The sequence below is a fragment of the Pseudomonas sp. WS 5071 genome, assembly GCF_012985765.1.
In the GTDB taxonomy this organism is placed as follows: Bacteria; Pseudomonadota; Gammaproteobacteria; order Pseudomonadales; family Pseudomonadaceae; genus Aquipseudomonas; species Aquipseudomonas lundensis_A.
On sequence record NZ_JAAQWY010000024.1, the window covers coordinates 57,955 to 79,144 of the forward strand.

Consider the following 21,190-nt stretch of genomic DNA (forward strand, 5'->3'; position numbering starts at 1 on the left):
GCTTTGTTTGCGCACAGTGCGTCGCGAACAAAGCCGGTGACCAAGGGTCATGCCCGGCGCAAACGTTACGACGCCAGGCTCTTTCGAAACCGCGCCAGGGCAATCGCAAAGAACAGCAGGCCGATGGCGGCCAGCGCCAACAAATCCGGCCACACTACGTCCACACCCGCCCCCCTGAACAGAATTGCCGCGCTCAAACTCACGAAGTGAGTTGAAGGCGAGCACTGCATCACCCACTGCAGCCATTCAGGCATGCTGTCCAGCGGCGTGCTGCCGCCCGAGAGCAAGAGCATCGGGATGATGACCGGGATGGCCAGCAAGCCGAACTGCGGTGTTGAACGGGCGAGGGTGGCGAGGAAAATCCCCAGCGCGGTACTGGCAAACAGATAAAGCGCCGTCACACCCAAAAACAACGCCAGTGACCCGGCCAGCGGCACGCCCAACGCCCATTTGACGATGACCTCCAGCGACACCCAGGTGCAGAGCACCACGACCAGCATGTTGCTCCAGATTTTTGCCAGCATGATTTCCAGCGCTGTCAGGGGCAGCACCAGCAGGTGATCGAGGGTGCCGTGTTCCCGTTCGCGCAATAGCGCGGTGCCGGTTAACACAATGGCCAAAATGGTGATGTTGTTGACGATCTGAATCACCGCCAAAAACCAGCCGCCCTCCAGGTTCGGGTTGAACAGTGCCCGTGCGTTGATAAGTGCTGGAGTGTTTGCCGCTGCATTGGCCTGACCGGTGTAGTTGAGCAGTTCACGCTGGAAGATACGCCCGATGTAACCCGCCCCCATAAACGCCTGGCTCATGGCTGTTGCATCGACGTTTACTTGCAGACCCGGTTCGCGCCCGGCCAGCAAGTCCGCCTGAAAATTGGCCGGTACGTTGATGACAAACGTGTATTGGCCGCCATCCATGGACTCGTCCAACTGATCGTAAGGCAGTGCTTGCGGGGTTTTGAATTCCGGTGGCAGCAATGACTCGCTGAGCTTGCGCGACAAGGCGCTGTGGTCTTCATCGACAATCGCGACGCTGGCGTTGTGCACGCCAATAATTGATCCCGCCGCCGGCATGTAAATCGCCACCGTGAAGGCGTAGAACAAAAACAGCAGCAGCACGCTGTCATGCCGCAGGCTGGTGAGTTCTTTGATCCCCAGGCGCAGGATATGCGAGAGCTTGTGCATCAAACCTCCTGCTTCTTGAGCATGATGAGACTCAAGCCGGTAAAGGCGACGAAGAAGCCCAGCAGCGCCAGGCATTGCGGCCACAGCTGGCGCAAATCCAGGGCTTTGGTGAAGGTCCCCACGGCAATGTCCAGAAAGTGCCCGGCGGGGAACAGCATGCCCATTAACGCCGCAGAGCCGTCCAGTGACGAGCGCGGCACGATGAGGCCGGAGAACTGGATGGTCGGCAGGCTGGTGATGATCATGGTGCCGAGGATCGCTGCGATCTGGGTGCGAGTGAATGCCGATATCAGCAGTCCCATGCTGGTGGTCGACAGCACATACAAAAGCCCGCCGAGGGCCAATGTCAGCGCGCTGCCTTTAAACGGCACCCCGAATAGCCAGCGGTTCATGGCAACCAGCAAGGCCAGATTGACCAGACTGACGGCCAGATAGGGCATCTGTTTGCCCAGCAGAAATTCAAGCCGGGTCAGTGGCGTGGCGTAAAAGTTGGTGATGGAGCCCAGCTCTTTTTCGCGCACGATGCCCAGGGCTGTCAGCATCGCGGGGATAAAGGCAAGGATCAGCGCCATCACGCCCGGCCCGATTGCATTCACGCTAACCACGTCCTGGTTGTAGCGAAAGCGTGTTTCGAGTTTGGCCGCCCCTTGTTTGTTCTGCGCCAGACTGCTCAAGGCGGACAGTTGCTCAAGGTTGGATTGATGCACGGATTCAACATAGTTACGGCTGGTTTCTGCGCGAAACGGCATGCCGCCATCCAGCCACGCGGCGACGGTGGGCTGGCGGCCGGCGTACAGGTCGCGCCCAAAGCCAGGCGGGATTTCCAGTGCGATTTTGATTTCTGAGCGTTGCAGACGCTTGTGCAGTTCTTCTGCACTGTGGATGGGCGCGTGTTCTTCGAAGTAACGCGAGCTGCGGAAGGCTTCCAGGTACGCGCGGCTTTGCGGGCTTTGGTCCTGGTCGTAAACAGCGAACGCCAGGTTTTCCACGTCCAGCGAAATGCCGTAGCCGAAAATTACCATCATGAACACCGCCCCCAGCAAGGCGAATGCCATGCGAACTTTGTCGCGCAGCAGCTCTTTGGATTCGCGGCTGGCCACGGCAATCAGCCGAGTCAGGCTGAAGCCGCTTTTGCCGGGCGGTGGCGGGGCGTTGACCACCGCAGCGCCAGTCTCGGGAGCGGGTACCGTGCTAGCGTCCTGCTCGTTTTGCGCGTGCTCCAAGCAGGTAACGAATGCGGCTTCCAGCGTCTCGCCGTGAAACTGTTGCTGCAATGCATCGGGGGTGTCGCAGGCCAATACTTTGCCCGCGTGCATCAACGAAATGCGGTCGCAGCGCTGGGCTTCGTTCATGAAGTGGGTGGACAAGAAGATCGTCACGCCCTGATCCCGCGACAGCTCGATCAGCAACCGCCAGAAATCGTCGCGCGCGGCCGGGTCAACCCCTGAGGTGGGCTCGTCGAGGATCAGCACTTCAGGGCGATGCAATACCGCCACTGCCAGCGACAGGCGTTGACGCAAGCCCAGTGGCAGTTCGCCGGACTGTTGCTCGGCAATGTCCGCCAGATCAAAACGCTCGATCAGCTCTTGAATCCGCGCGCGACTGTCCTGCTTGGGCAAGTCGAATAGCTGTGCGTGTAAAACCAGATTCTGCCGCACGCTCAACTCGCCATACAGCGAGAAGCTCTGAGACATGAAACCCACGCGTTTGCGCGTAGCCAGGTCTTTGGCATCCACTGGATTACCGAGCAGTTTGGCGCTGCCTTCGGTGGCGGGCATAAGCCCGGTCAGCACTTTCATGGTGGTGGTTTTGCCACAACCGTTGGAGCCCAGAAAACCGAAGATTTCGCCGCGTCCGATGGCGAAACTGACGTTATTCACGGCGGTAAAATCGCCGAATTTGAGGGTCAGGTCATGGGCTTCGATGGCGATATCGCTGTTGTCGCTGACCCGTGGCGGAATCACCAACGGTTCGTTGCTGTGGCCGGTGTCGCCCTGATAGTGGGTAAACGCTTCGTCCAGTTTGCCGGTGGCAGTGATCGCCGCCAGTTCCTGCGTGAGCCCGGTAGCAATCAATGTGCCGCGGTCGAGCATCAGGCAGTGCTCGAACTGTTCCGCCTCTTCCATGTAGGCCGTGGCAACCAGCAAAGTCAGCTGCGGGCGCTGGCTGCGTACGTCGTCAACCAGTTCCCAGAAGCGCCGACGGGAAAGCGGGTCGACGCCGGTGGTGGGTTCGTCAAGGATCAGCAGGTCGGGCTCGTGAATCAGCGCGCAACACAGCCCGAGCTTTTGCTTCATCCCGCCGGACAACTTACCCGCCGGACGTTCGGCAAATCGCTCAAGGTCCGTGGCCTTGAGCAAGTTGGCCATGCGTTGTTCGCAGTCGTCTTTGGACAGACCAAACAAGGTGCCGAAAAAGCGAATGTTTTCGCTGATCGACAACTCCGGGTACAGGTTGCCGCCCAACCCTTGGGGCATGAAAGCAATCAACGGGTAGAGCGTGTTGCGATGGCGGCGATCGTCAATCGGCCCGCCAAGCACTTCAAGGCTGCCTTGCTGAAGCTTTTTGACCCCGGCAATCAGCCCCAGCAAGCTCGACTTGCCCGCACCGTCCGGGCCGATCAGCCCGCAGCGCGTGCCTTTGGGCAAACTGAAGGAGATATCGAGCAGCGCCTGCTGCTTGCCGTAACGGTGGCTGATGCCACTGGCGTTGAGGGCCAGGTCGCTCATTGCAGATTAGCCGGCCAGTCCACGTCGGCAGTGCGCACGTAACCGGCGCCCGGCATGCCGGGCTTGGCTTGCGGCACGGCGCTCGGATCGGTGAGGCGAAGTTTGACGCGGAACACCAGTTTTTGACGCTCGTCGCGGGTTTCGACTTCTTTTGGGGTGAACTGCGATTTGGCCGCCACGAAACTGATTTTTGCGGGTAGGGGCTTGTCGGGCAGGGCGTCGAGCAGGATGCGTGCCTGCGCGCCGACGGTCAGTTTGCCGACCACCGAGGCGGGCAAGTACAGGTTCATGTACTGGTCGCTGGGGTCGATCATCATGAACACGCGTCCGCCCGAGCCCAGTACTTCGCCGGGCTCGGCAAGGCGCAGTTGGATCACGCCGTCGATGGGCGCGCGCAGGCTGCTGTCGTCGATTTCGCTGGTGAGCTGCGCTACTTGAGCTTCGCTTGCGTGAATCGCGGCCCTGGCGGCGGCCACTTGAGCTTGTGCAGCGACTACGGCAGCGTTGCTGGTGTCAAAACGAGCCTGTTGCTGATCCAGTTGCTGGCCACTGGCAAAGCCGCGCTGGGCCAGTTGCCGGAAACGTTTGAGCTCCTGACTGGCGAGCAGCTTTTCGCTTTGGCGCAGTTGTACGTTGGCCTCGTTGGCAGCCAGGGTTTGCCGGGCCCGCAGCACCTCGGCCTCGGCCTGATTACGCGAGGCCTCGAGGGTGCGTGTGTCCATGCGGGCCAGGAGTTGGCCCTTGGTCACGCGATCACCTTCGTCGACCAGCACTTCGGCAAGGCGGCCGGGGATTTTGGCGGCGATTTGGACTTCCGTGGATTCGAGTCGGCCGTTGCCCATGCTGATGCCTTCGGGGAGGCGGTCATGCTGGGATTTCCAGTAACCGAACCCGCCTGCTGCCACCAGCAGGATCACCAACGGAATAACGAAATAATGGGATACACGGTGGTTCTTCGACATGCCAACATCCTGTCTCACAGAGCGCTCTAGTTTGACGGTCTCACTGCCGGGGCGGTTTGATGCCAGTCAAAGGAAGGCCAAAGCCTAGACGCTAATGGACGGTATTGCCGAAGTGATTTTTTCTGTGTGCCGGGGCACGCTTGTGCCTACAGGTGTTGGCTGTGTGTCAGAGCAGTGTCAGTACCGTCGCCCATTGTTCGGCTGTGACGGGCATGACTGAAAGACGGCTGCCTTTTTGGACCAGGGGCATCTCGGCCAGCGCCGTCTGTTGTTTTAGATAATCGAGTTTGATCACCTGAGGAAAGGTTTGCACGTGGGCCACTTGCAACGCACTCCACGGGTTTTTCTCGGTACTGGCTTTGGGGTCGAAGTAATGGCTTTCGGGGTCGAGCGCGGTTGGGTCGGGGTAAGCGGCTTCGACGATGCGGCCAATCCCTGCAATGCCAGGCTGCGGGCAACTGGAATGGTAGAAAAAGAACTCATCGCCCACCGCCATAGCACGCATGAAGTTACGCGCCTGGTAGTTACGGACCCCGTCCCAGCGGGCTTCACCGATTTTCTGCAAGTCGTTGATCGAGAACTCGTCAGGCTCGGATTTCATCAACCAATAGGCCATTTTTCTTCTCCTGAAACATGATGCGAATCATCTTTCTTGAAACATCTTGTTAAACCGACAGCCGGTTGACGCCATCGTTTGCGTGTCGTTACCGGTTGTCGCAGAATGCCGGGATTTTAAGCTTGACGCTGCTGCACGGCCTATAACAAAAACCGTTGCTGTCATCGTGTTGATTTGCCTGAAGGGGGGCAATCGATGAAACGCAAACCGGATGTACTGTGGGTTTTGGCTTTTTTGTTCGGTTTGGGCGTAGTTACAACGGGGTATGCGCAAAGTTTGTGGTCCAACTCGACCGATGCGCCGATTGAACTGGCTCAACAGCAAGTACAACCTTTCAAACGCTAAACTTTCTTGCGTTAACGACTTTTAGGCATCGCGCGTCGCGTGATGCCCTGGCGACGTGTGGGCGACATACCACTGCTTGTCCGAAACGGTGCCTTGTAACGGCACGTCCCAGCTGGCTTGAGTCAGGTTTTCGACCTTTTGGCATTCGTGGGCCAGGCCTAGCAGTGTCGGCTTGCGCCAGCATTGTCGACGTGCCAGATACGCAAGGCTGCGGTCATAAAACCCGCCGCCCATGCCCAGCCGTCCACCGTTCGGATCGAACCCCACCAATGGCAGCAACACCAGGTCGAGTGTCCAGACCTTGCGTTGGCGTGCATGATTGATGCGCGGTTCGAGAATTCGGAAGCGGTTGGGGATCAGCTTCTCGCCGGGGGCGATACGTTGAAACACCATTTTGGTCCGGGGCCATGCGCTGAGTACAGGCAGGTACGTGATCTTGCCCCGGCGTTGCGCTTCACGCAGCAGCAGGCGCGGGTCGATTTCACCGTCGGTGGGCAAATAAAGGGAAATGTGTTTGGCGCGGCGGAACAGAGGATGTTGCGCCAGTTGCCGGTACAGGCCACGGGCTGCCAGACGTTGCGCGCAAGGCGAAAGTTCGCGGCGGGCGCTGCGCAGTTGGCGGCGAAGTTGCGGGCGGGTAGGTGGCGTGCTGTTCAAGGTCGACACCGAGAAAGCCAATGCCAGCGGAGGGCTGGCATTGCACTGGAAAAATCAGGCTCCCCGACGTACCGCTGTCGGCTTGGCCCTTGAACCCGAAAGTTCAAGGTGGAAGTTGCAGTAGACCTTAAGGCTTTCCGTCGAGCGGACATGCACACCGGTCCAACGTGCAAGCTCCAGGGTAATGCGAATCGGCTCAGGGACATCGCTAACTGGCGAATACTCCAGGGAGTGGCGCGAGTATACCCCAAAGAAACCTTTTGAATCAGCTTTGACGTTCGTTCGGATCAGTGGCAAGCACCAAATCAACGCGTTCCAGCAGGTCGCGCACTTGTTCTCGGGTTGAGCTGCTGGTCTGAACTTCAGCGACCTCCTGCTTATGCAGCAGATCGTGAGTGATATTGAGCGCGGCCATTACGGCGATGCGATCGGCGCCAATCACTTTGCCGCTGCTGCGGATTTCGCGCATTTTGCCGTCCAGATAACGGGCGGCGCTCACCAGGTTGGTCCGTTCTTCCTGGGGGCACATGATCGAATATTCTTTATCGAGGATATGCACGGTGACGCTATTGCTTGAACTCATGAGTCTTGCTCCAGGGCTTTGAGGCGCGAAATCATCGATTCCACCTTGTGTCGGGCGATTTCGTTTTTTTCAATGAGGTGCGCGCGTTCCTCGCGCCAAGTCTTTTCCTGAGCTAGTAAGAGTCCGTTTTGACTTTTAAGTTGCTCGACCCGGCTAATCAGGAGTTCGAGCCTGGCCATCAGTTCATGCAGGTCGGTGTCTTCCATTGTGTCCTACTGTGTATTTTCTGATGGGTGGGGACGATCAGGCGAGTTGACGCCTTGATGGTCTGGCTCGTCTGCCGATGCTAGGATACAAGGCCTCCATTCTAGACATAGCGCCGCTTGGCGCCTAGCTGACCATGCCTATTCAGAACTCCCCGTACCAAGCCTTTGCCACCCTGCTGAGCACCAGCGGCCATAACGTATCGCCTGCCGAGTTGCATGGCCTGCTGCTGGGCCGCAGTGCGGCCGGCGTTGGCTTTGACCATGATGGCTGGCTGGCTGATGCCGCTGAGCTGTTCCAGAGCGAAACTGAAATCAGTGACAACGTACGCAATGCCTTGATTGGTTTGCAAGAGATGGTCAAGGGTGAGCTGACCAGTGACGACATGACCGTTGTGCTGTTGCTGCCGACAGACGACGCGCCACTGACTGACCGCGCCATTGCTTTGGGCGAATGGTGTCAGGGCTTCCTGGCCGGTTTCGGTCTTAATTACCGCGATAACGCGTTGAGCAATGAAGGTCGCGAAGTGCTGCAAGACTTGGCGGCCATCGCGCAGGTGCAAGATGCGCTTGAAGAATCTGACGATGGCGAAAGCGATTACATGGAAGTGATGGAATACCTGCGCGTCGCGCCGCTGTTGCTGTACACCGAAACTAAAAAGCCTGAAGAGCCTGCGGCCGCCAAGCCTTCGCTGCACTGATCGATCGCCAAGAGGAAACCCGTCTGCCCATGATTCATATCCCGAAATCGGAATACGCACGCCGCCGCAAGGCGCTCATGGCGCAGATGGGGCCCAACAGCATCGCAATATTGCCGGCGGCCCCTGTGGCGATTCGCAATCGTGACGTTGAGCACGTGTACCGTCAGGAAAGTAACTTCCAATACCTGAGCGGTTTCCCCGAGCCAGAAGCGGTCATTGTGTTGATCCCCGGCCGAGCCCATGGCGAATTTGTACTGTTTTGCCGCGAACGCAACCCAGAGCGCGAGCTGTGGGACGGCCTGCGGGCCGGGCAAGAAGGCGCCATGCGCGATTTTGGTGCGCACGACGCATTCCCCATTACCGACATCGACGACATCCTGCCGGGTCTGATTGAGGGACGCGACCGTGTGTATTCGGCGATGGGCAGCAACCCGGAATTCGATCGCCATGTAATGGAGTGGATCAATACCATCCGCTCCAAGGCCAGCCTCGGCGCTCAGCCGCCCAACGAATTTGTTGCCCTGGATCATCTGCTGCATGACATGCGCCTGTATAAATCGGCGGCAGAATTAAAAGTCATGCGCCACGCGGCGCAGATTTCGGCCCGTGCCCATGTCCGTGCCATGCAAGCCAGCCGTCCTGGTTTGCATGAATACAGCCTGGAAGCAGAGCTGGATTATGAATTCCGGAAAAGCGGGGCAAAAATGCCAGCGTATGGCTCGATTGTCGCTTCGGGTGACAACAGCTGCATCCTCCACTACCAAGAGAACGACGCCCTGCTCAAGGACGGCGATCTGGTGCTGATTGATGCGGGCTGCGAGATCGACTGCTATGCCAGCGATATCAGCCGTACCTTCCCGGTCAACGGGAGATTTTCGCCCGAGCAAAAGGCGATTTATGGTGTGGTGCTGGCGGCGCAAGAAGCCGCGTTCGCTGAGATCGCGCCGAATAAGCACTGGAATCAAGCCCACGAAGCCACGGTTAAAGTGATAACGGCGGGGTTGGTGGCGCTCGGGTTATTGCAGGGCGACGTGGAGGAACTGATCGCCAGCGAAGCCTACAAAGCGTTTTACATGCACCGTGCCGGGCATTGGCTGGGGCTGGATGTGCATGACGTGGGTGAGTACAAGGTCGGGGGAGAGTGGCGCGTGCTGGAAGTCGGCATGACCCTCACCGTTGAACCCGGCATCTACATCAGCCCGAACAATCAAGCCGTCGCCAAAAAATGGCGCGGCATCGGTGTGCGGATCGAGGACGACGTAGTGGTCACCAAAAACGGGTGTGAGATTTTGACGGGCGACGTGCCGAAAACGGTAGCCGATATCGAAGCCTTGATGGCCGCAGCCAAGGTGAACGCAGCATGAGTCGAGTCAATCTGGCCATCATCGGTGGCGGGCTGGTGGGCGCGAGCCTGGCGCTGGCATTGCAGGCCGGGGCCAAAGCGCGGGGCTGGAAAATCGTCCTGATCGAACCTTTCGCGCCCGGCAACAGCTACCAGCCGAGCTACGATGCCCGTTCTTCGGCATTGAGCTATGGCGCCCGACAGATCTACGAACGACTGGGGCTGTGGCAGTCAATCGCTGCCCGCGCCGAACCGATCAAAGACATTCATGTGTCCGACCGCGGGCGTTTTTCGACCGCGCGGTTGTCCGCCATTGAAGAAGGCGTCCCGGCGCTTGGCTACGTGGTCGAGAACGCCTGGCTCGGCCAGTGCCTGTGGAAACACCTGGACCCTGACGTCATCACCTGGCGCTGCCCGGCCGAAGTTATCCACATGCAGCCTCTCGAAGACGGTTATCGACTCACCCTCAACGATGAGACCACGCTCGACTGCGACCTGGCCGTGCTGGCCGACGGCGGGCGTTCGAACCTGCGTGAGCAGTTGGGGATTCATGTCAGTAAGCGTCCTTATGACCAAAGCGCGCTGATCGCCAACATCACCCCGAGCGAAGCCCATTGCGGGATGGCCTTTGAGCGCTTTACGGACGAAGGCCCAATGGCCTTGCTGCCGCTGCCGGAAAACCGCTGCGCGTTGGTGTGGACCCGCTTGGGAATGGACGCCGGGCGTCTGGCCGCGCTGGATGAGCGCAGCTTCCTCAGCGAGTTGCAGGGCGTGTTCGGTTATCGTCTGGGCACCCTCAAGCAAGTGGGGGCGCGGCATTTGTACCCGCTGACGCTGATCGAGGCGCAAGAGCAAGTACGCCCGCACCTGGCCGTGCTGGGTAATGCCGCCCACAGCCTGCATCCGATTGCTGGTCAGGGTTTCAACCTGTCGCTGCGCGATGCGCAAGCCTTGGCTGAAGCGTTGCTGGCGAGCGACAGACACCCCGGTGACCTTGCCACGCTGTTGAGTTATCAACAGCGCCAACAACGCGATCAGCAATTGACGATTGGCTTCTCGGATCAGGTGACGCGCCTGTTTGGCAGCAATCAGACGCTGGTGTCGTTCGGTCGCAACCTGGGCCTGCTGGGTCTTGATTTGCTGCCTCCGGCCAAACGCTGGTTTGCCCGTCAGGCCATGGGGTTGGGCGCCCGCGCAGACATTTGACGATGGCGGGAGCGTTCGCGTTCCTTGTCGATCCTTTTTTCACGTGCGGCGCTTGCCGCTCACGACACAGGCTTAAAGCATGGAAATGCGCGCAGATCTGCTGATTGTTGGGGCCGGAATGGTCGGAAGCGCCTTGGCGCTGGCGCTCAAGGACAGTGGGTTGAAAATCCTGCTGCTCGATGGCGGGCCGCTGAGCGTTACACCGTTCAGCCCGGCTGATACCTTTGAGCCTCGTGTTAGCGCCTTGTCGGCTGCCAGCCAGCGCATTCTGCAACGCTTGGGTGCGTGGGACGGGATTGTCGGCCGTCGGGTCAGCCCGTATTCGCACATGCACGTGTGGGACGGCAGCGGAACGGGCCAGATTCATTTCTCGGCAGCCAGCGTGCATGCCGACGTACTGGGTCATATCGTCGAAAATCGCGTCGTGCAGGATGCGTTGCTGGCGTGTTTGCAGAGCAGCGATATCGAATTGCTGGCCAATGCGCGACTGGAGCAAATGCGCCGCTCGGGTGACGAGTGGCTGCTGACACTGGCGGACGGTCGCACCTTGCGCGCTCCGCTGGTGATCGCGGCTGATGGCGCCAACTCGGCGGTGCGCCGCCTGACGGGTTGTCAGACCCGTGAATGGGACTACATGCATCACGCCATTGTTACCAGTGTGCGGTGCGCCCAGCCGCATCAGCAAACCGCCTGGCAGCGATTCACTGACCATGGCCCTTTGGCATTTTTACCGTTGGAGCGCGATGGCCAGCAGGACTGGTGCTCGATTGTCTGGTCCACCACGCCTGAAGACGCTCAGCGTCTGATGGCACTGGATGACGACGGGTTCTGCCATGAGCTGGAGCTGGCGTTTGAAGGCCGACTGGGGTCGGTACTGAGCGCAGACCCGCGGGTCTGCGTGCCATTGCGTCAACGTCACGCCAAACGCTATGTGGCGCATGGGCTGGCGCTGATTGGCGATGCCGCGCACACCATTCACCCGTTGGCCGGGCAGGGCGTTAACCTCGGTTTCCTCGACGCTGCGGTGTTGGCGCACGTGCTGTTGCATGGCGTGGATCGTGGCGAGTGTCTTGCCGATATCAAAGTATTAAGCCGTTTCGAACGTCGTCGCATGCCGCACAATCTGGCGTTGATGGCCGCGATGGAAGGTTTTCAGCGACTGTTCCAGGCGGATTCACTTACCGCACGCCTACTGCGCAACAGCGGCCTGAAATGGGTTAACCAAATGCCCGAGGCTAAAGCAGTATTCGTGCGTCAAGCACTAGGGTTGACCGGGGATTTGCCGCCATTGGCCAAGCCGTGATCGCCTCCCTGCTTGCGCTTGCAACATCTGGTAACGCCTCGGGGGCGAGTTAGGTTGAGCTGGCAAATGTGATTCACTACCATTTACGCCCGATTCGCATCTAGAGAGACCGCCCCTCATGTTGGCACCCAAGCGTCTACTGACTGCCCTGGCCCTGACCGTTTTTGCGAGCAGCGTTTATGCTGCCGACGAAGTGGTGGTTTACTCCTCGCGTATTGACGAGTTGATCAAGCCGGTATTTGACGCCTACACCGCGAAAACCGGGGTCAAGGTCAAGTTCATCACTGACAAGGAAGCGCCGCTCATGCAGCGCATCAAGGCAGAAGGCCAGAACGCTACTGCTGACCTGTTGTTGACCGTCGACGCAGGCAACCTGTGGCAAGCCGAGCAAATGGGCATTCTGCAGCCGTTCACCTCCGCAGTGATCGACAAAAACATCCCGCCGCAATACCGGTCTTCTTCCCACGCATGGACGGGCCTGAGCCTGCGCGCGCGCACCATCGCCTATTCCACTGACCGCGTTAAGCCTGAAGAACTGTCCACCTACGAAGCCTTGGCAAATAAAGAGTGGGAAGGCCGCTTGTGCCTGCGCACGGCGAAAAAGGTGTACAACCAGTCGCTGACTGCCACCATGATTGAAGTGAATGGGGCCGACAAAACCGAAGAGATCCTCAAGGGCTGGGTGAACAACCTGTCCACCGACGTGTTCTCGGATGACATCGCAGTGCTGGAGGCGATCAACGCCGGTCAATGCGACGTAGGCATCGTCAACACGTACTACTACGGCCGCCTGCACAAGCAGAAACCTGATCTGGCCGTGAAGTTGTTTTGGCCCAATCAGGCTGATCGCGGTGTCCACGTCAACCTGTCGGGTATTGGCTTGACCCAATACGCTCCGCATCCAGAAGCCGCCAAGGCACTGGTGGAGTGGATGACCACGCCTGAGGCGCAGTCGATCTTTGCAGGCACCAACCAGGAATTCCCGGCGAACCCAAGCGTTCCACCTTCTGCTGAAGTGGCCAGTTGGGGTGAGTTCAAGGCAGACGCCCTGCCGGTTGAAGTGGCGGGCAAGCGTCAGGCTGAAGCTATCCGCATGATGGACCGCGCAGGCTGGAATTGAGTCGAATGTAACGCACACCTTCGCCCTGGCCCTCTACCGTGAAAGAGGGCTGGCGCGAGGGCTAAACCCTTCCACATCGTGTCGCAACGCAACCTACAATCCTCGTCCCTCCCATCTTCCGAGAGTCCTTTGTGGCACATCCCGCCCAACGTCGCTGGTATCCGCTGGTTTTTACCATTGCTGCTCTGGTGCTTTTGCCCCTGAGTGTATTGCTGCTGTCCTGGCAAAGTGTGGATACACAGATCTGGGCCCATTTGTGGGGCACGCAAATGCCGCGTCTGCTGGGCAACACGCTGACGCTGATTGCGGGGGTAGGGGTAGGCGTCACGCTGCTGGGTGTCAGCCTCGCGTGGCTCACCAGTTTGTGCGAATTCCCCGGCAGGTGCTGGCTAGACTGGGCGCTGATGCTACCGTTTGCGATCCCGGCCTATGTGCTGGCGTTTGTATTCGTCGGCTTGCTGGACTTCGCCGGGCCCGTGCAAACGCTCCTGCGCGAATGGTTCGGCATGGGGTTGCGTCTGCCTCGTGTGCGCTCAACCGGCGGCGTGATCATCGTGCTGATTCTGGTGTTTTACCCGTATGTCTATTTGCTGGCGCGCACGGCCTTTCTGGCCCAGGGCAAAGGCTTGATGGAGGCGGCGCGGGTTTTAGGTCAGAGCCCGTGGCAGGCATTCTGGCGCGTGGCGTTGCCCATGGCGCGCCCGGCGATCGGTGCGGGGGTGGCGCTGGCGCTGATGGAGACGCTGGCTGATTTTGGCGCCGTGTCGGTGTTCAATTTCGACACGTTCACCACGGCGATCTACAAAACCTGGTACGGTTTTTTCAGTCTCTCAACCGCCGCGCAACTGGCCAGCCTGCTGCTATTGGTGGTTATGATCGTGCTCTATGGCGAACGCCGCGCCCGGGGCGCCAGCCGTGCGAGTAATGAGCGTCCGCGTGGCAAAGCCCTCTATCACCTCACCGGGCCTAAGGCCTGGCTGGCCAGCGGGTGGTGCTCATTGGTGTTTGCCTGTGCATTTGTGATCCCGATGTTGCAACTGATGGTGTGGTTTTGGCAGCGCGGGCGGTTTGACCTCGATGAGCGTTATACAGGCCTGATTCTGCACACCTTGTATTTGGGTAGCATGGCGGCGCTCATCACTGTCTGTGTGGCTCTGGTACTGGCGTTTGCCCGGCGTCAGGCGCCGACACCGACTATCCGTGCCGGAGTGAGCCTTGCCAACCTGGGCTACGCGCTGCCCGGTTCGGTATTGGCCGTGTCGATCATGTTGGCATTCAGTTATCTGGACCGCGAACTGGTCATTCCACTTTCGGGCTGGCTGGGCGGGGCGGGCAAGCCGTTGCTACTGGGCAGCCTGTCAGCCTTGTTGTTGGCCTATCTGGTGCGCTTTATCGCCGTCGCTTATGGCCCGCTCGAAAACAGCCTGGCGCGCATCCGTCCGTCTTTGCCCGAAGCTGCCCGCAGCTTGGGTGTAAGTGGCCCGCGACTGTTTTTCAAAGTGTATCTACCGCTGTTATTGCCGGGGACATTGAGTGCGGCGCTGCTGGTGTTTGTCGACGTGCTCAAGGAAATGCCCGCAACCCTTCTAATGCGGCCCTTCGGTTGGGACACACTGGCCGTGCGCATCTTCGAAATGACCAGTGAAGGCGAATGGGCTCGCGCCTCCTTGCCCGCCCTGACACTGGTACTGGTGGGCTTGTTGCCGGTCATCGGGTTGATTCGACGTTCGGCCCATCGAATCGGCTAGGTGTCAGTGCACCGGCATGCGGCTACAATGCGCGGCATTCGGTGCGGTCTGTCAATCAGGCCAGGTTCCCTGCGCAGCGTAAGAAAGCTGACTTAACTAGCTTGAAACGCTTTGCACGCCTGCCCGCACCTTCGCCAATCCCGGAAGGAGGAACCCATGGGACAGCGTACGCCTATGTATGACCTGCATCTCGCCCTCGGCGCGAAGATGGTCGATTTTGGCGGTTGGGACATGCCTTTGCATTACGGCTCGCAGGTGGAGGAACACCACGAGGTGCGTCGGGACTGTGGAGTATTTGATGTCTCGCACATGACCGTGATTGATGTCGGCGGAGCGCAGGCCAGGGAATGGCTTCAGTACTTGCTGGCCAATGATGTCGAACGCCTTCAAACACCAGGCCGTGCGCTGTACAGCGCGATGCTCAATGAAAAGGGCGGCGTGGTCGACGATATGATCGTTTACCTCAGGGCCGACGGTTACCGGTTGGTGGTCAACGCAGCGACCCGCGATCAGGATCTGGCGTGGATGACGGCTCAATCCCGAGGTTATGACGTGCAGGTGCAGGAGCGCCCGGAGCTGGCGTTACTGGCGATTCAGGGCCCGCAGGCCCGGCACAAGGTTGCCGAACTGGTGAGTCAGGCCCGCAGCGAGGTGATTCACCAGCTCAAACCGTTCGAAGGGCTGGACGTGGGCGACTGGTTCATTGCCCGCACCGGGTATACCGGCGAAGACGGGCTTGAAATCATGCTCCCCGCCGATCAAGCGCCCGCGTTCTTCAACGATCTGGTCGGCGCAGGTATCTCCCCAATCGGACTCGGCGCGCGCGACACGTTGCGGCTTGAGGCTGGAATGAACCTGTATGGTCAGGACATCCACCTGTCAGTCTCGCCCCTGTGCGCCAACATGGCGTGGACCATTGCCTGGGAACCCGCTTCGCGCGCGTTCATCGGGCGCGAAGCGCTGGAGGCCGAAAAAGCAGGCGGCGTGCAGTTGAAACTGGTGGGTTTGGTATTGGAAGAGCGAGGCGTCCTACGTGCTCATCAGGTCGTTCGTATCGCTGATGTTGGCGAAGGAGAGATAACCAGTGGTAGTTTCTCTCCTACGCTAAGCAAATCGATTGCCTTGGCCCGCGTTCCGATCGCTACGGCTGACCGTGCTGAAGTCGAAATTCGTGGCAAGTGGTACCCGGTTCGCGTGGTGAAACCCACATTTGTACGTCATGGCAAAGCCTTGATCTAACCTTTACCGGCAGGCTTGCGCTGTGTGCAGGCCGCTGACATTTCTTCTTGAGGACACTGAATATGAGCCTGATCCCTGCTGAGTTGCGCTTTGCTGAAAGTCACGAGTGGGCCCGTCTGGAAGCAGACGGCACTGTCACTGTAGGTATCAGTGATCACGCTCAGGAAGCGTTGGGGGATGTGGTGTTCGTTGAGTTGGCCGAAGTGGGCAAAGTCTTTTCCGCAGGTGACGTGGCAGGCGTTGTTGAATCGGTAAAGGCCGCCTCTGATATTTATGCGCCTGTGTCGGGTGAAGTGATAGCCGTCAATGAAGACCTGGCAAACAGTCCTGAATACCTGAACAGCGATCCTTACGGGAGCTGGATCTTCAAACTCAAGCCAGGCAATACCGCTGAGTTGGACAGACTGCTGGATGCTGCTGGTTACAAAGCCGCCATCGGCGAGTAAGTCCGACAGGACCGTTGCTGCCGGCAGATATCTCTACCGGCAGCGAAAACCGGTTACGCGTTTTGCAACACAGTCTTTACGGCATTAACCGACCGTTCGACATCGGCTTTGGTCATGGCTGTAAACATCGGCAATGACACAATCAGCCGCCCTACGCGTTCTGCGACAGGGAACATTCCTTCTTTGAAACCTTGCGCGCGGTACAAGCTCAGTAAGTGAATGGGTGGGTAGTGATAGCCCACGCCCACTCCCAATGCCTGCATCTCTTTCATGAACGTTGCCCGTGCCGGTTGGCCGTCCTTGCGTTCAGGCAATACCAGCTGGAACAAATGCCAATTGGTATTGCTGAAATCAGCCACAGGCAATTGCGCGCCGTATTCGGCTTCAAAGCCAGCGCCGAAACACTCGAAATAATGCCTGGCCAGTTCGCGACGGTGCGCGGTAATCGCCTCGATATGAGCGAACTGCCCCAGACCGATGGCAGCCGCAATGTCAGTCATGTTGAACTTGCCACCCAGTACGTCAACATCCAGCCCATCGAAGCCGGTACGGGTGACACCTTGCAGGCGGTATTTTTCCGCCAGTCGTGCTTCGTCTTCGTTATTGAGCACCAGGCACCCACCCTCAGACGAGGTGATGTTCTTGTTGGCCTGAAAACTGAAAGACACAAAATCACCGCGTGCACCGATTCGCTGTCCGTCCCAGCTGGAGCCCAGCGCCTGGGCCGCGTCTTCGACCACACGCAGGCTGTGTTTCTTGGCCAGGGCGTACAGCGCATCCATATCCACCGGGAGGCCGGAGAGGTACACCGGAATAATGGCTTTGGTGCGCGGCGTGATCGCGGCTTCGACTTTTTTCAGGTCGATATTGCGCGTAATCGGATCAATATCGGCGAACACCGGTGTGGCGCCGACTTCGAGAATTACGTTGGCCGTGGCTACCCAGGAAATCGGTGTCGTAATGACTTCGTCACCGGCCCCGATACCGGCAATGCGCAGGGCGATTTCCATGGTGCAGGTTCCGGAATTGAACGTGCGCACCGGGCGCCCGCCAAAGTACGCCGATAATTGCGCCTCGAATGCCTGAACCTTTGGCCCGCTGGTGATCCAGCCCGAGCGCAACACGTCGCCCACGGCAGCAATGGTGGCTTCATCAATGGTTGGTTTGGAAAAAGGCAGGAAAGGCAGCGAGCTCATAAAGGCATGACGTCCGATGTGAATGAGGAATGAGTGACCATAGAGCAATAGCACAAGGTTCAAATCATACCCAGAGGATGAATCACATCAGGTGAAATTTCTGTATGAAGGCTGAATGAAGCGCTGGATTGCATCGCGTTAACGGCTGACGTTGGTGGCGAGGCACGGGGCTGCAATCACTTACTCAGTGATCACAGCCCCTCATGCAGTGCCTCAGCGACTACAGACCGGATTTATTCAGCCGTCGCATTTTTCGCCAGAATCGCATTGGCCAGGTCCATGTCACTGACTTTCAAGTTCGGGTTCTCAGCGCGCACTTGCTGCATGGCGGATTCCAGGTACGGGCCACGAATCTCGCCGTTGCTGGCCACAAAACTGCCCGCGTCATCTTGAGCGGCGATTACCTTACGGTCTTTTTTGAACGTCAGGTAGGTGGAACCGGTGGTCGCACCGGACGACAGGACGTTGCGCCAGAAGCTGTCGGCCATCGCTGAGCCAACAGGAAGGGTCAACAAAGCGGCAGCGGCAACAGCATATTTGAGACGCATGATGGGAAACTCCGGATAAATTAACTAACAACTTTGATTCTAGTCAGTGTTAGAGAGTTCCGTAACCTTAGGTCACAATTTCCACGACAATCACGACCCCATTCTGAGCGATCACCCGAACGGCAGTGCCCACCTCGGCGTCAGGCCCTTCAGCCATCCATACAAGCGGCAAGCCAGGCACCGAACACCTCTAAGGTCAGCAGCACTGCAGCGAGTGCCAGCCAGTCCCAGTGGTTGAGGCTTTGCATGAATTCCCACATGCCTCAGCTCTTTGTTTTAGCGAATGAGGCGTGGCGCGCGCCTCTGCTTCCGCCTGACGCTCACGGGCTTCAGATGCGAGAAATGCTGCCTGACGACCGCCTTCAGCTTCCAGAATTTGGGCTTGTTTTTTACCCTCAGCCGTCAAAATTGCAGAGGCGCACAAACCTTCGGCTTCAAGGATTAGAGCTCTCTTGATTCGTTCGGCTGTCATTTGGCCTGACATGGCGGCCATCAAATCTGCTGGCGGGCTGATGTCTTTAATCTCGATTCGAGTAATTGTGATCCCCCATGGAGCTATTGCTTCATCGACCGTGCGCAACAGTTTTTCATTGATACCGTCACGCTGGCTGAGCATGGCATCCAGCTCCATTGAGCCAAGCACTGTTCGAATGTTGGTTTGCAGAAGGTTGCGAATAGCATGCTAGAGGTTGTTGACCTCATAGGCAGCCTGGGCGGCGTTAAGTTTGAGGTGACTCGAGATAAATTCGAAAAATTTTTATCCCTCGCGCACACACCAGAATCGGTTAAATAGTGTTCAAAATAATTCAACTAAACGGTGCTGACGCGTAATGCTTCATGCATGGAAGTTACCCCTGTCGCCACTTTGTGCGCCGCCGCCAGTCTTAAGTGGCGCATGCCTTCGCCGCACGCCGCTCTGCGCAGCACGTTGATATCAGTGTCATGGCTAATAAAGGTCTTGAGCGTGTCAGTCATCAACATGATTTCGTAAATGCCAGCTCGGCCGTTGTAGCCAGTCTCCCGACAGTGATCGCAGCCTGTGGCATCAAAAACGCTGGAGGGCGCGGGACTGTCGGGTGCGAAGTTGTGCCAATCATCGGGTGACACGCTGTGCTCGCTTTTGCAGTCCGGGCATAAGATTCGTATCAATCGTTAGGCCATCACCCCCAGCAAGGTGGCTTTGATCAAATAGGGCGCCACGCCGAGTTCCTGTAAACGGCTAATGGCCCCGGGTGCATCGTTGGTGTGCAACGTCGACAACACCAAGTGCCCGGTCAGTGCGGCTTGAATCGCCATTTCAGCGGTTTCCAGGTCGCGTATTTCACCGAGCATGATGATGTCAGGGTCTTGTCGCATAAGCGCACGCACCCCGTTGGCAAAGGTTAGATCTATGTTGGGCTGCACCTGTGTCTGGTTGAAGGCAGGCTCAACCATTTCAATCGGATCTTCAAGCGTGCACACGTTGCTCTGCGGCGTGGCCAACTGCTTGAGCGTTGCGTACAACGTGCTGGTTTTACCCGACCCCGTGGGGCCTGTGATCAAAATAATGCCGTTGGGCTGACGGGTCATATGGTCCCAGCGCTGGATGTCTTCAGCGCTGAAGCCGAGCTGGTCAAACCCCTTGAGTAAAACGTGCGGGTCGAAAATCCGCAGCACCATTTTTTCGCCAAAAGCGGTGGGCAGGGTGGCGAGCCGCAGCTCGACTTCGGCACCTGCCGGGGTTTTGGTTTTGATGCGGCCGTCTTGAGGTTTGCGTTTTTCAGCGACATTCATACGGCCCAGGCTTTTCAGGCGGCTGACCACTGCGGTCGTGACGTGTACCGGAAAGTGATAAACGTTGTGCAGAATGCCATCAATGCGCAATCGCACGGCCCCTTGCTCGCGCCGGGGTTCGATATGGATATCGCTGGCCCGCTGTTCGAACGCGTGCTGAAACAACCAGTCGACGATATGAACGATATGGGCATCGTTGGCATCGGGTTCCTGATTGCCTGCGCCAAGGTTAAGCAACTGCTCAAGGTTGGGCAGGGAGCTGGTTTTTTGATCAGTGAGCGCTGCCCCCGTCACGGATTTTGCCAAACGGAACAGTTCCGTTCCCAGCCGGGCAATCTCAAGCGGGTTGGCAATCACCCGCTTGATCGGGCGATTGAGGGCTTGCCGCAAATCGGCCTCCCAGCCTTTCACATTGGGTTGTGCACTAGCAACGGTGATTGAGGTTTGATCGGCTGCAATGGCAAGTATTTGATGGCGTTGAGCGAACGCGCTGGACATGAGCCCGGTGATGCTGGTGGCATCAATTTTCAAGGGGTCAAGGCGCACGTAGGGCTGCCCGCATTGTTGCGCAAGCCACGCCGTGAGGTGCTCAAGGGTGAGGGTTTTGCCGGGGCGGGTGAGATCGGGTAATTGCTGTGTCGCCAGGTACACCAGCGGGTGGACGGGGTCGTGGCAGGTTGTGCGATAACGATTCAAAGCCTGATCGGCCAGTGGCCGGGCTATTAAACCTTGAGCCACAAGCCCCGGCAGCAGCTGTTCAAGGTCAAGCGGGCGATCGGCGGCAGGATGGGCGTGCATGAAGACTCCTTGGTAATGCACAAGCGCAGACAGGTCCTTGTCTGGCCATGAATACCCAAGCCTAGCCGCGCACTTGGGCGGCGCGACTACCAATTAATACGGGTTATTGCGAGCGCGTTAGCAGGCGGGACGGGACGCACGCCACCTCATGCATCACCAGTTCACAGACACTCACCAGGTTGCGCAACTTTTCGCCAATCACCTGGGCGCGGTGCCAGCTTTGCTCATTGCTGATGATTTCAATGCGTAACACATCGTCTTCGCGCATCACTTCCACGTGCTGCGGAATTAACTGCTGTAAGGCAAACAGGTTCAGTGCGCGGCACAGCACATCGGCTTCAGCCTCCGCCACAATGTGATAACGCACGGTGCAAGGCGCTGTGTTCACGGCCCAGACATCGGCGCGTGTCGAGGCGGGTACGGCTTCAAGATGTGGCATGCAATGACTCCTGTTTTCGGCTGGAGAAATATTCACATGCACTGTAGGAAAT

General features: G+C 58.4%; 19 protein-coding genes, 1 other RNA gene and 2 pseudogenes. 9 read left to right on the forward strand and 13 right to left on the reverse strand.

What is annotated here, in order from left to right; all coding sequences use genetic code 11:
- Positions 1 to 65 precede the first annotated feature (65 nt).
- The 4 genes from HBN61_RS15565 to HBN61_RS15580 all read right to left on the reverse strand — a co-directional run bounded on the left by HBN61_RS15565 (position 66) and on the right by HBN61_RS15580 (position 5,491).
- Positions 66 to 1,184, reverse strand: coding sequence for an ABC transporter permease (locus tag HBN61_RS15565; protein ID WP_169964625.1), 1,119 nt, complete (start codon positions 1,182 to 1,184; stop codon positions 66 to 68).
- A complete protein-coding gene (rbbA, locus tag HBN61_RS15570; RefSeq protein WP_094993259.1) occupies positions 1,184 to 3,913 on the reverse strand; it encodes a ribosome-associated ATPase/putative transporter RbbA in 2,730 nt (909 codons plus the stop codon). Before rbbA ends, HBN61_RS15565 begins: the two co-directional genes overlap by 1 nt.
- Positions 3,910 to 4,875, reverse strand: coding sequence for an HlyD family secretion protein (locus HBN61_RS15575; RefSeq protein WP_094993258.1), 966 nt, complete (start codon positions 4,873 to 4,875; stop codon positions 3,910 to 3,912). The genes rbbA and HBN61_RS15575 overlap by 4 nt, the downstream gene beginning before the upstream one ends.
- Before the next feature lie 166 nt (positions 4,876 to 5,041).
- Positions 5,042 to 5,491 carry an EVE domain-containing protein gene (locus HBN61_RS15580; protein ID WP_094993257.1) on the reverse strand — a complete coding sequence of 150 codons (450 nt, stop codon included), beginning with the start codon at positions 5,489 to 5,491 and terminating at the stop codon, positions 5,042 to 5,044.
- Between the two features lie 195 nt (positions 5,492 to 5,686).
- Between HBN61_RS15580 and HBN61_RS15585 the strand changes: the two genes are divergently transcribed.
- A complete protein-coding gene (locus HBN61_RS15585; protein WP_088500203.1) occupies positions 5,687 to 5,836 on the forward strand; it encodes a hypothetical protein in 150 nt (49 codons plus the stop codon).
- Between the two features lie 21 nt (positions 5,837 to 5,857).
- On the opposite strand, the gene HBN61_RS15590 is transcribed toward HBN61_RS15585, so the two are convergent.
- The 4 genes from HBN61_RS15590 to HBN61_RS15605 form a co-directional block, all read right to left on the reverse strand.
- The gene (locus tag HBN61_RS15590) at positions 5,858 to 6,493 is read right to left on the reverse strand and encodes a 5-formyltetrahydrofolate cyclo-ligase (RefSeq protein ID WP_094993308.1); all 636 of its coding nucleotides are present in this window, start codon (positions 6,491 to 6,493) and stop codon (positions 5,858 to 5,860) included.
- A 56-nt stretch (positions 6,494 to 6,549) separates the two neighbouring features.
- Positions 6,550 to 6,727: non-coding RNA, 6S RNA (ssrS, locus tag HBN61_RS15595), on the reverse strand.
- Positions 6,728 to 6,758: 31 nt separating this feature from the next.
- Entirely contained in the window at positions 6,759 to 7,076 is a 318-nt protein-coding gene (locus tag HBN61_RS15600; RefSeq protein ID WP_047279798.1) for a cell division protein ZapA, read from the reverse strand.
- A complete protein-coding gene (locus tag HBN61_RS15605; RefSeq protein ID WP_094993256.1) occupies positions 7,073 to 7,282 on the reverse strand; it encodes a TIGR02449 family protein in 210 nt (69 codons plus the stop codon). The genes HBN61_RS15600 and HBN61_RS15605 overlap by 4 nt, the downstream gene beginning before the upstream one ends.
- A 134-nt stretch (positions 7,283 to 7,416) precedes the next feature.
- Here HBN61_RS15605 and HBN61_RS15610 point away from each other — a divergent pair, with 134 nt between their 5' ends.
- The 8 genes from HBN61_RS15610 to gcvH all read left to right on the forward strand — a co-directional run bounded on the left by HBN61_RS15610 (position 7,417) and on the right by gcvH (position 16,384).
- On the forward strand, positions 7,417 to 7,980 hold the full coding sequence (locus tag HBN61_RS15610; protein WP_094993255.1) for a YecA/YgfB family protein: 564 nt from the start codon (positions 7,417 to 7,419) through the stop codon (positions 7,978 to 7,980).
- A gap of 29 nt (positions 7,981 to 8,009) precedes the next feature.
- The gene (gene pepP, locus HBN61_RS15615) at positions 8,010 to 9,344 is read left to right on the forward strand and encodes a Xaa-Pro aminopeptidase (RefSeq protein ID WP_094993254.1); all 1,335 of its coding nucleotides are present in this window, start codon (positions 8,010 to 8,012) and stop codon (positions 9,342 to 9,344) included.
- Entirely contained in the window at positions 9,341 to 10,528 is a 1,188-nt protein-coding gene (gene ubiH / locus HBN61_RS15620; RefSeq protein ID WP_170047102.1) for a 2-octaprenyl-6-methoxyphenyl hydroxylase, read from the forward strand. Before pepP ends, ubiH begins: the two co-directional genes overlap by 4 nt.
- An 85-nt stretch (positions 10,529 to 10,613) precedes the next feature.
- Positions 10,614 to 11,831: a 2-octaprenyl-3-methyl-6-methoxy-1,4-benzoquinol hydroxylase gene (locus tag HBN61_RS15625; RefSeq protein ID WP_169964688.1), complete on the forward strand. Its 1,218-nt coding sequence runs from the start codon at positions 10,614 to 10,616 to the stop codon at positions 11,829 to 11,831.
- Between the two features lie 118 nt (positions 11,832 to 11,949).
- Entirely contained in the window at positions 11,950 to 12,951 is a 1,002-nt protein-coding gene (locus HBN61_RS15630; RefSeq protein ID WP_094993251.1) for an extracellular solute-binding protein, read from the forward strand.
- A 131-nt stretch (positions 12,952 to 13,082) separates the two neighbouring features.
- Complete coding sequence (locus tag HBN61_RS15635; RefSeq protein ID WP_170047104.1) at positions 13,083 to 14,699, forward strand: ABC transporter permease subunit; 1,617 nt, start codon at positions 13,083 to 13,085, stop codon at positions 14,697 to 14,699.
- A gap of 156 nt (positions 14,700 to 14,855) precedes the next feature.
- Positions 14,856 to 15,938 (forward strand): glycine cleavage system aminomethyltransferase GcvT, encoded by a 1,083-nt coding sequence (gcvT, locus tag HBN61_RS15640; RefSeq protein ID WP_094993249.1) that lies wholly within the window; start codon positions 14,856 to 14,858, stop codon positions 15,936 to 15,938.
- A 62-nt stretch (positions 15,939 to 16,000) separates the two neighbouring features.
- Entirely contained in the window at positions 16,001 to 16,384 is a 384-nt protein-coding gene (gene gcvH, locus HBN61_RS15645) for a glycine cleavage system protein GcvH (protein ID WP_170047106.1), read from the forward strand.
- 53 nt (positions 16,385 to 16,437) lie between these two features.
- Here gcvH and HBN61_RS15650 read toward each other — a convergent pair whose 3' ends face one another.
- The 5 genes and pseudogenes from HBN61_RS15650 to HBN61_RS15670 form a co-directional block, all read right to left on the reverse strand.
- Entirely contained in the window at positions 16,438 to 17,580 is a 1,143-nt protein-coding gene (locus HBN61_RS15650; protein WP_094993247.1) for a DegT/DnrJ/EryC1/StrS family aminotransferase, read from the reverse strand.
- Between the two features lie 233 nt (positions 17,581 to 17,813).
- The gene (locus HBN61_RS15655; protein WP_094993246.1) at positions 17,814 to 18,128 is read right to left on the reverse strand and encodes a DUF2388 domain-containing protein; all 315 of its coding nucleotides are present in this window, start codon (positions 18,126 to 18,128) and stop codon (positions 17,814 to 17,816) included.
- Between the two features lie 250 nt (positions 18,129 to 18,378).
- Positions 18,379 to 18,852: pseudogene (locus HBN61_RS15660) on the reverse strand (SPFH domain-containing protein); the annotation flags it as partial.
- Positions 18,853 to 18,938: 86 nt separating this feature from the next.
- Positions 18,939 to 20,699, reverse strand: a pseudogene (gene tfpB, locus HBN61_RS15665) (type IV pilus assembly ATPase TfpB).
- A 103-nt stretch (positions 20,700 to 20,802) separates the two neighbouring features.
- Positions 20,803 to 21,138, reverse strand: a complete 336-nt coding sequence (locus HBN61_RS15670) for an ACT-like domain-containing protein (RefSeq protein WP_094993244.1) — start codon at positions 21,136 to 21,138, stop codon at positions 20,803 to 20,805.
- Positions 21,139 to 21,190 lie beyond the last annotated feature (52 nt).

Excerpts from the sequence above, each read along its gene's own strand:
- gcvH (WP_170047106.1), top strand. The coding sequence starts at position 16,001 with ATGAGCCTGATCCCTGCTGAGTTGCGCTTTGCTGAAAGTCACGAGTGG.
- HBN61_RS15600 (WP_047279798.1), bottom strand. The coding sequence starts at position 7,076 with ATGAGTTCAAGCAATAGCGTCACCGTGCATATCCTCGATAAAGAATAT.
- ubiH (WP_170047102.1), top strand. The coding sequence starts at position 9,341 with ATGAGTCGAGTCAATCTGGCCATCATCGGTGGCGGGCTGGTGGGCGCG.
- HBN61_RS15650 (WP_094993247.1), bottom strand. The coding sequence starts at position 17,580 with ATGAGCTCGCTGCCTTTCCTGCCTTTTTCCAAACCAACCATTGATGAA.
- rbbA (WP_094993259.1), bottom strand. The coding sequence starts at position 3,913 with ATGAGCGACCTGGCCCTCAACGCCAGTGGCATCAGCCACCGTTACGGC.
- pepP (WP_094993254.1), top strand. The coding sequence starts at position 8,010 with ATGATTCATATCCCGAAATCGGAATACGCACGCCGCCGCAAGGCGCTC.
- HBN61_RS15610 (WP_094993255.1), top strand. The coding sequence starts at position 7,417 with ATGCCTATTCAGAACTCCCCGTACCAAGCCTTTGCCACCCTGCTGAGC.
- HBN61_RS15580 (WP_094993257.1), bottom strand. The coding sequence starts at position 5,491 with ATGGCCTATTGGTTGATGAAATCCGAGCCTGACGAGTTCTCGATCAAC.
- HBN61_RS15585 (WP_088500203.1), top strand. The coding sequence starts at position 5,687 with ATGAAACGCAAACCGGATGTACTGTGGGTTTTGGCTTTTTTGTTCGGT.
- HBN61_RS15625 (WP_169964688.1), top strand. The coding sequence starts at position 10,614 with ATGCGCGCAGATCTGCTGATTGTTGGGGCCGGAATGGTCGGAAGCGCC.
- HBN61_RS15565 (WP_169964625.1), bottom strand. The coding sequence starts at position 1,184 with ATGCACAAGCTCTCGCATATCCTGCGCCTGGGGATCAAAGAACTCACC.
- HBN61_RS15605 (WP_094993256.1), bottom strand. The coding sequence starts at position 7,282 with ATGGAAGACACCGACCTGCATGAACTGATGGCCAGGCTCGAACTCCTG.
- gcvT (WP_094993249.1), top strand. The coding sequence starts at position 14,856 with ATGGGACAGCGTACGCCTATGTATGACCTGCATCTCGCCCTCGGCGCG.
- HBN61_RS15670 (WP_094993244.1), bottom strand. The coding sequence starts at position 21,138 with ATGCCACATCTTGAAGCCGTACCCGCCTCGACACGCGCCGATGTCTGG.
- HBN61_RS15655 (WP_094993246.1), bottom strand. The coding sequence starts at position 18,128 with ATGCGTCTCAAATATGCTGTTGCCGCTGCCGCTTTGTTGACCCTTCCT.
- HBN61_RS15630 (WP_094993251.1), top strand. The coding sequence starts at position 11,950 with ATGTTGGCACCCAAGCGTCTACTGACTGCCCTGGCCCTGACCGTTTTT.
- HBN61_RS15575 (WP_094993258.1), bottom strand. The coding sequence starts at position 4,875 with ATGTCGAAGAACCACCGTGTATCCCATTATTTCGTTATTCCGTTGGTG.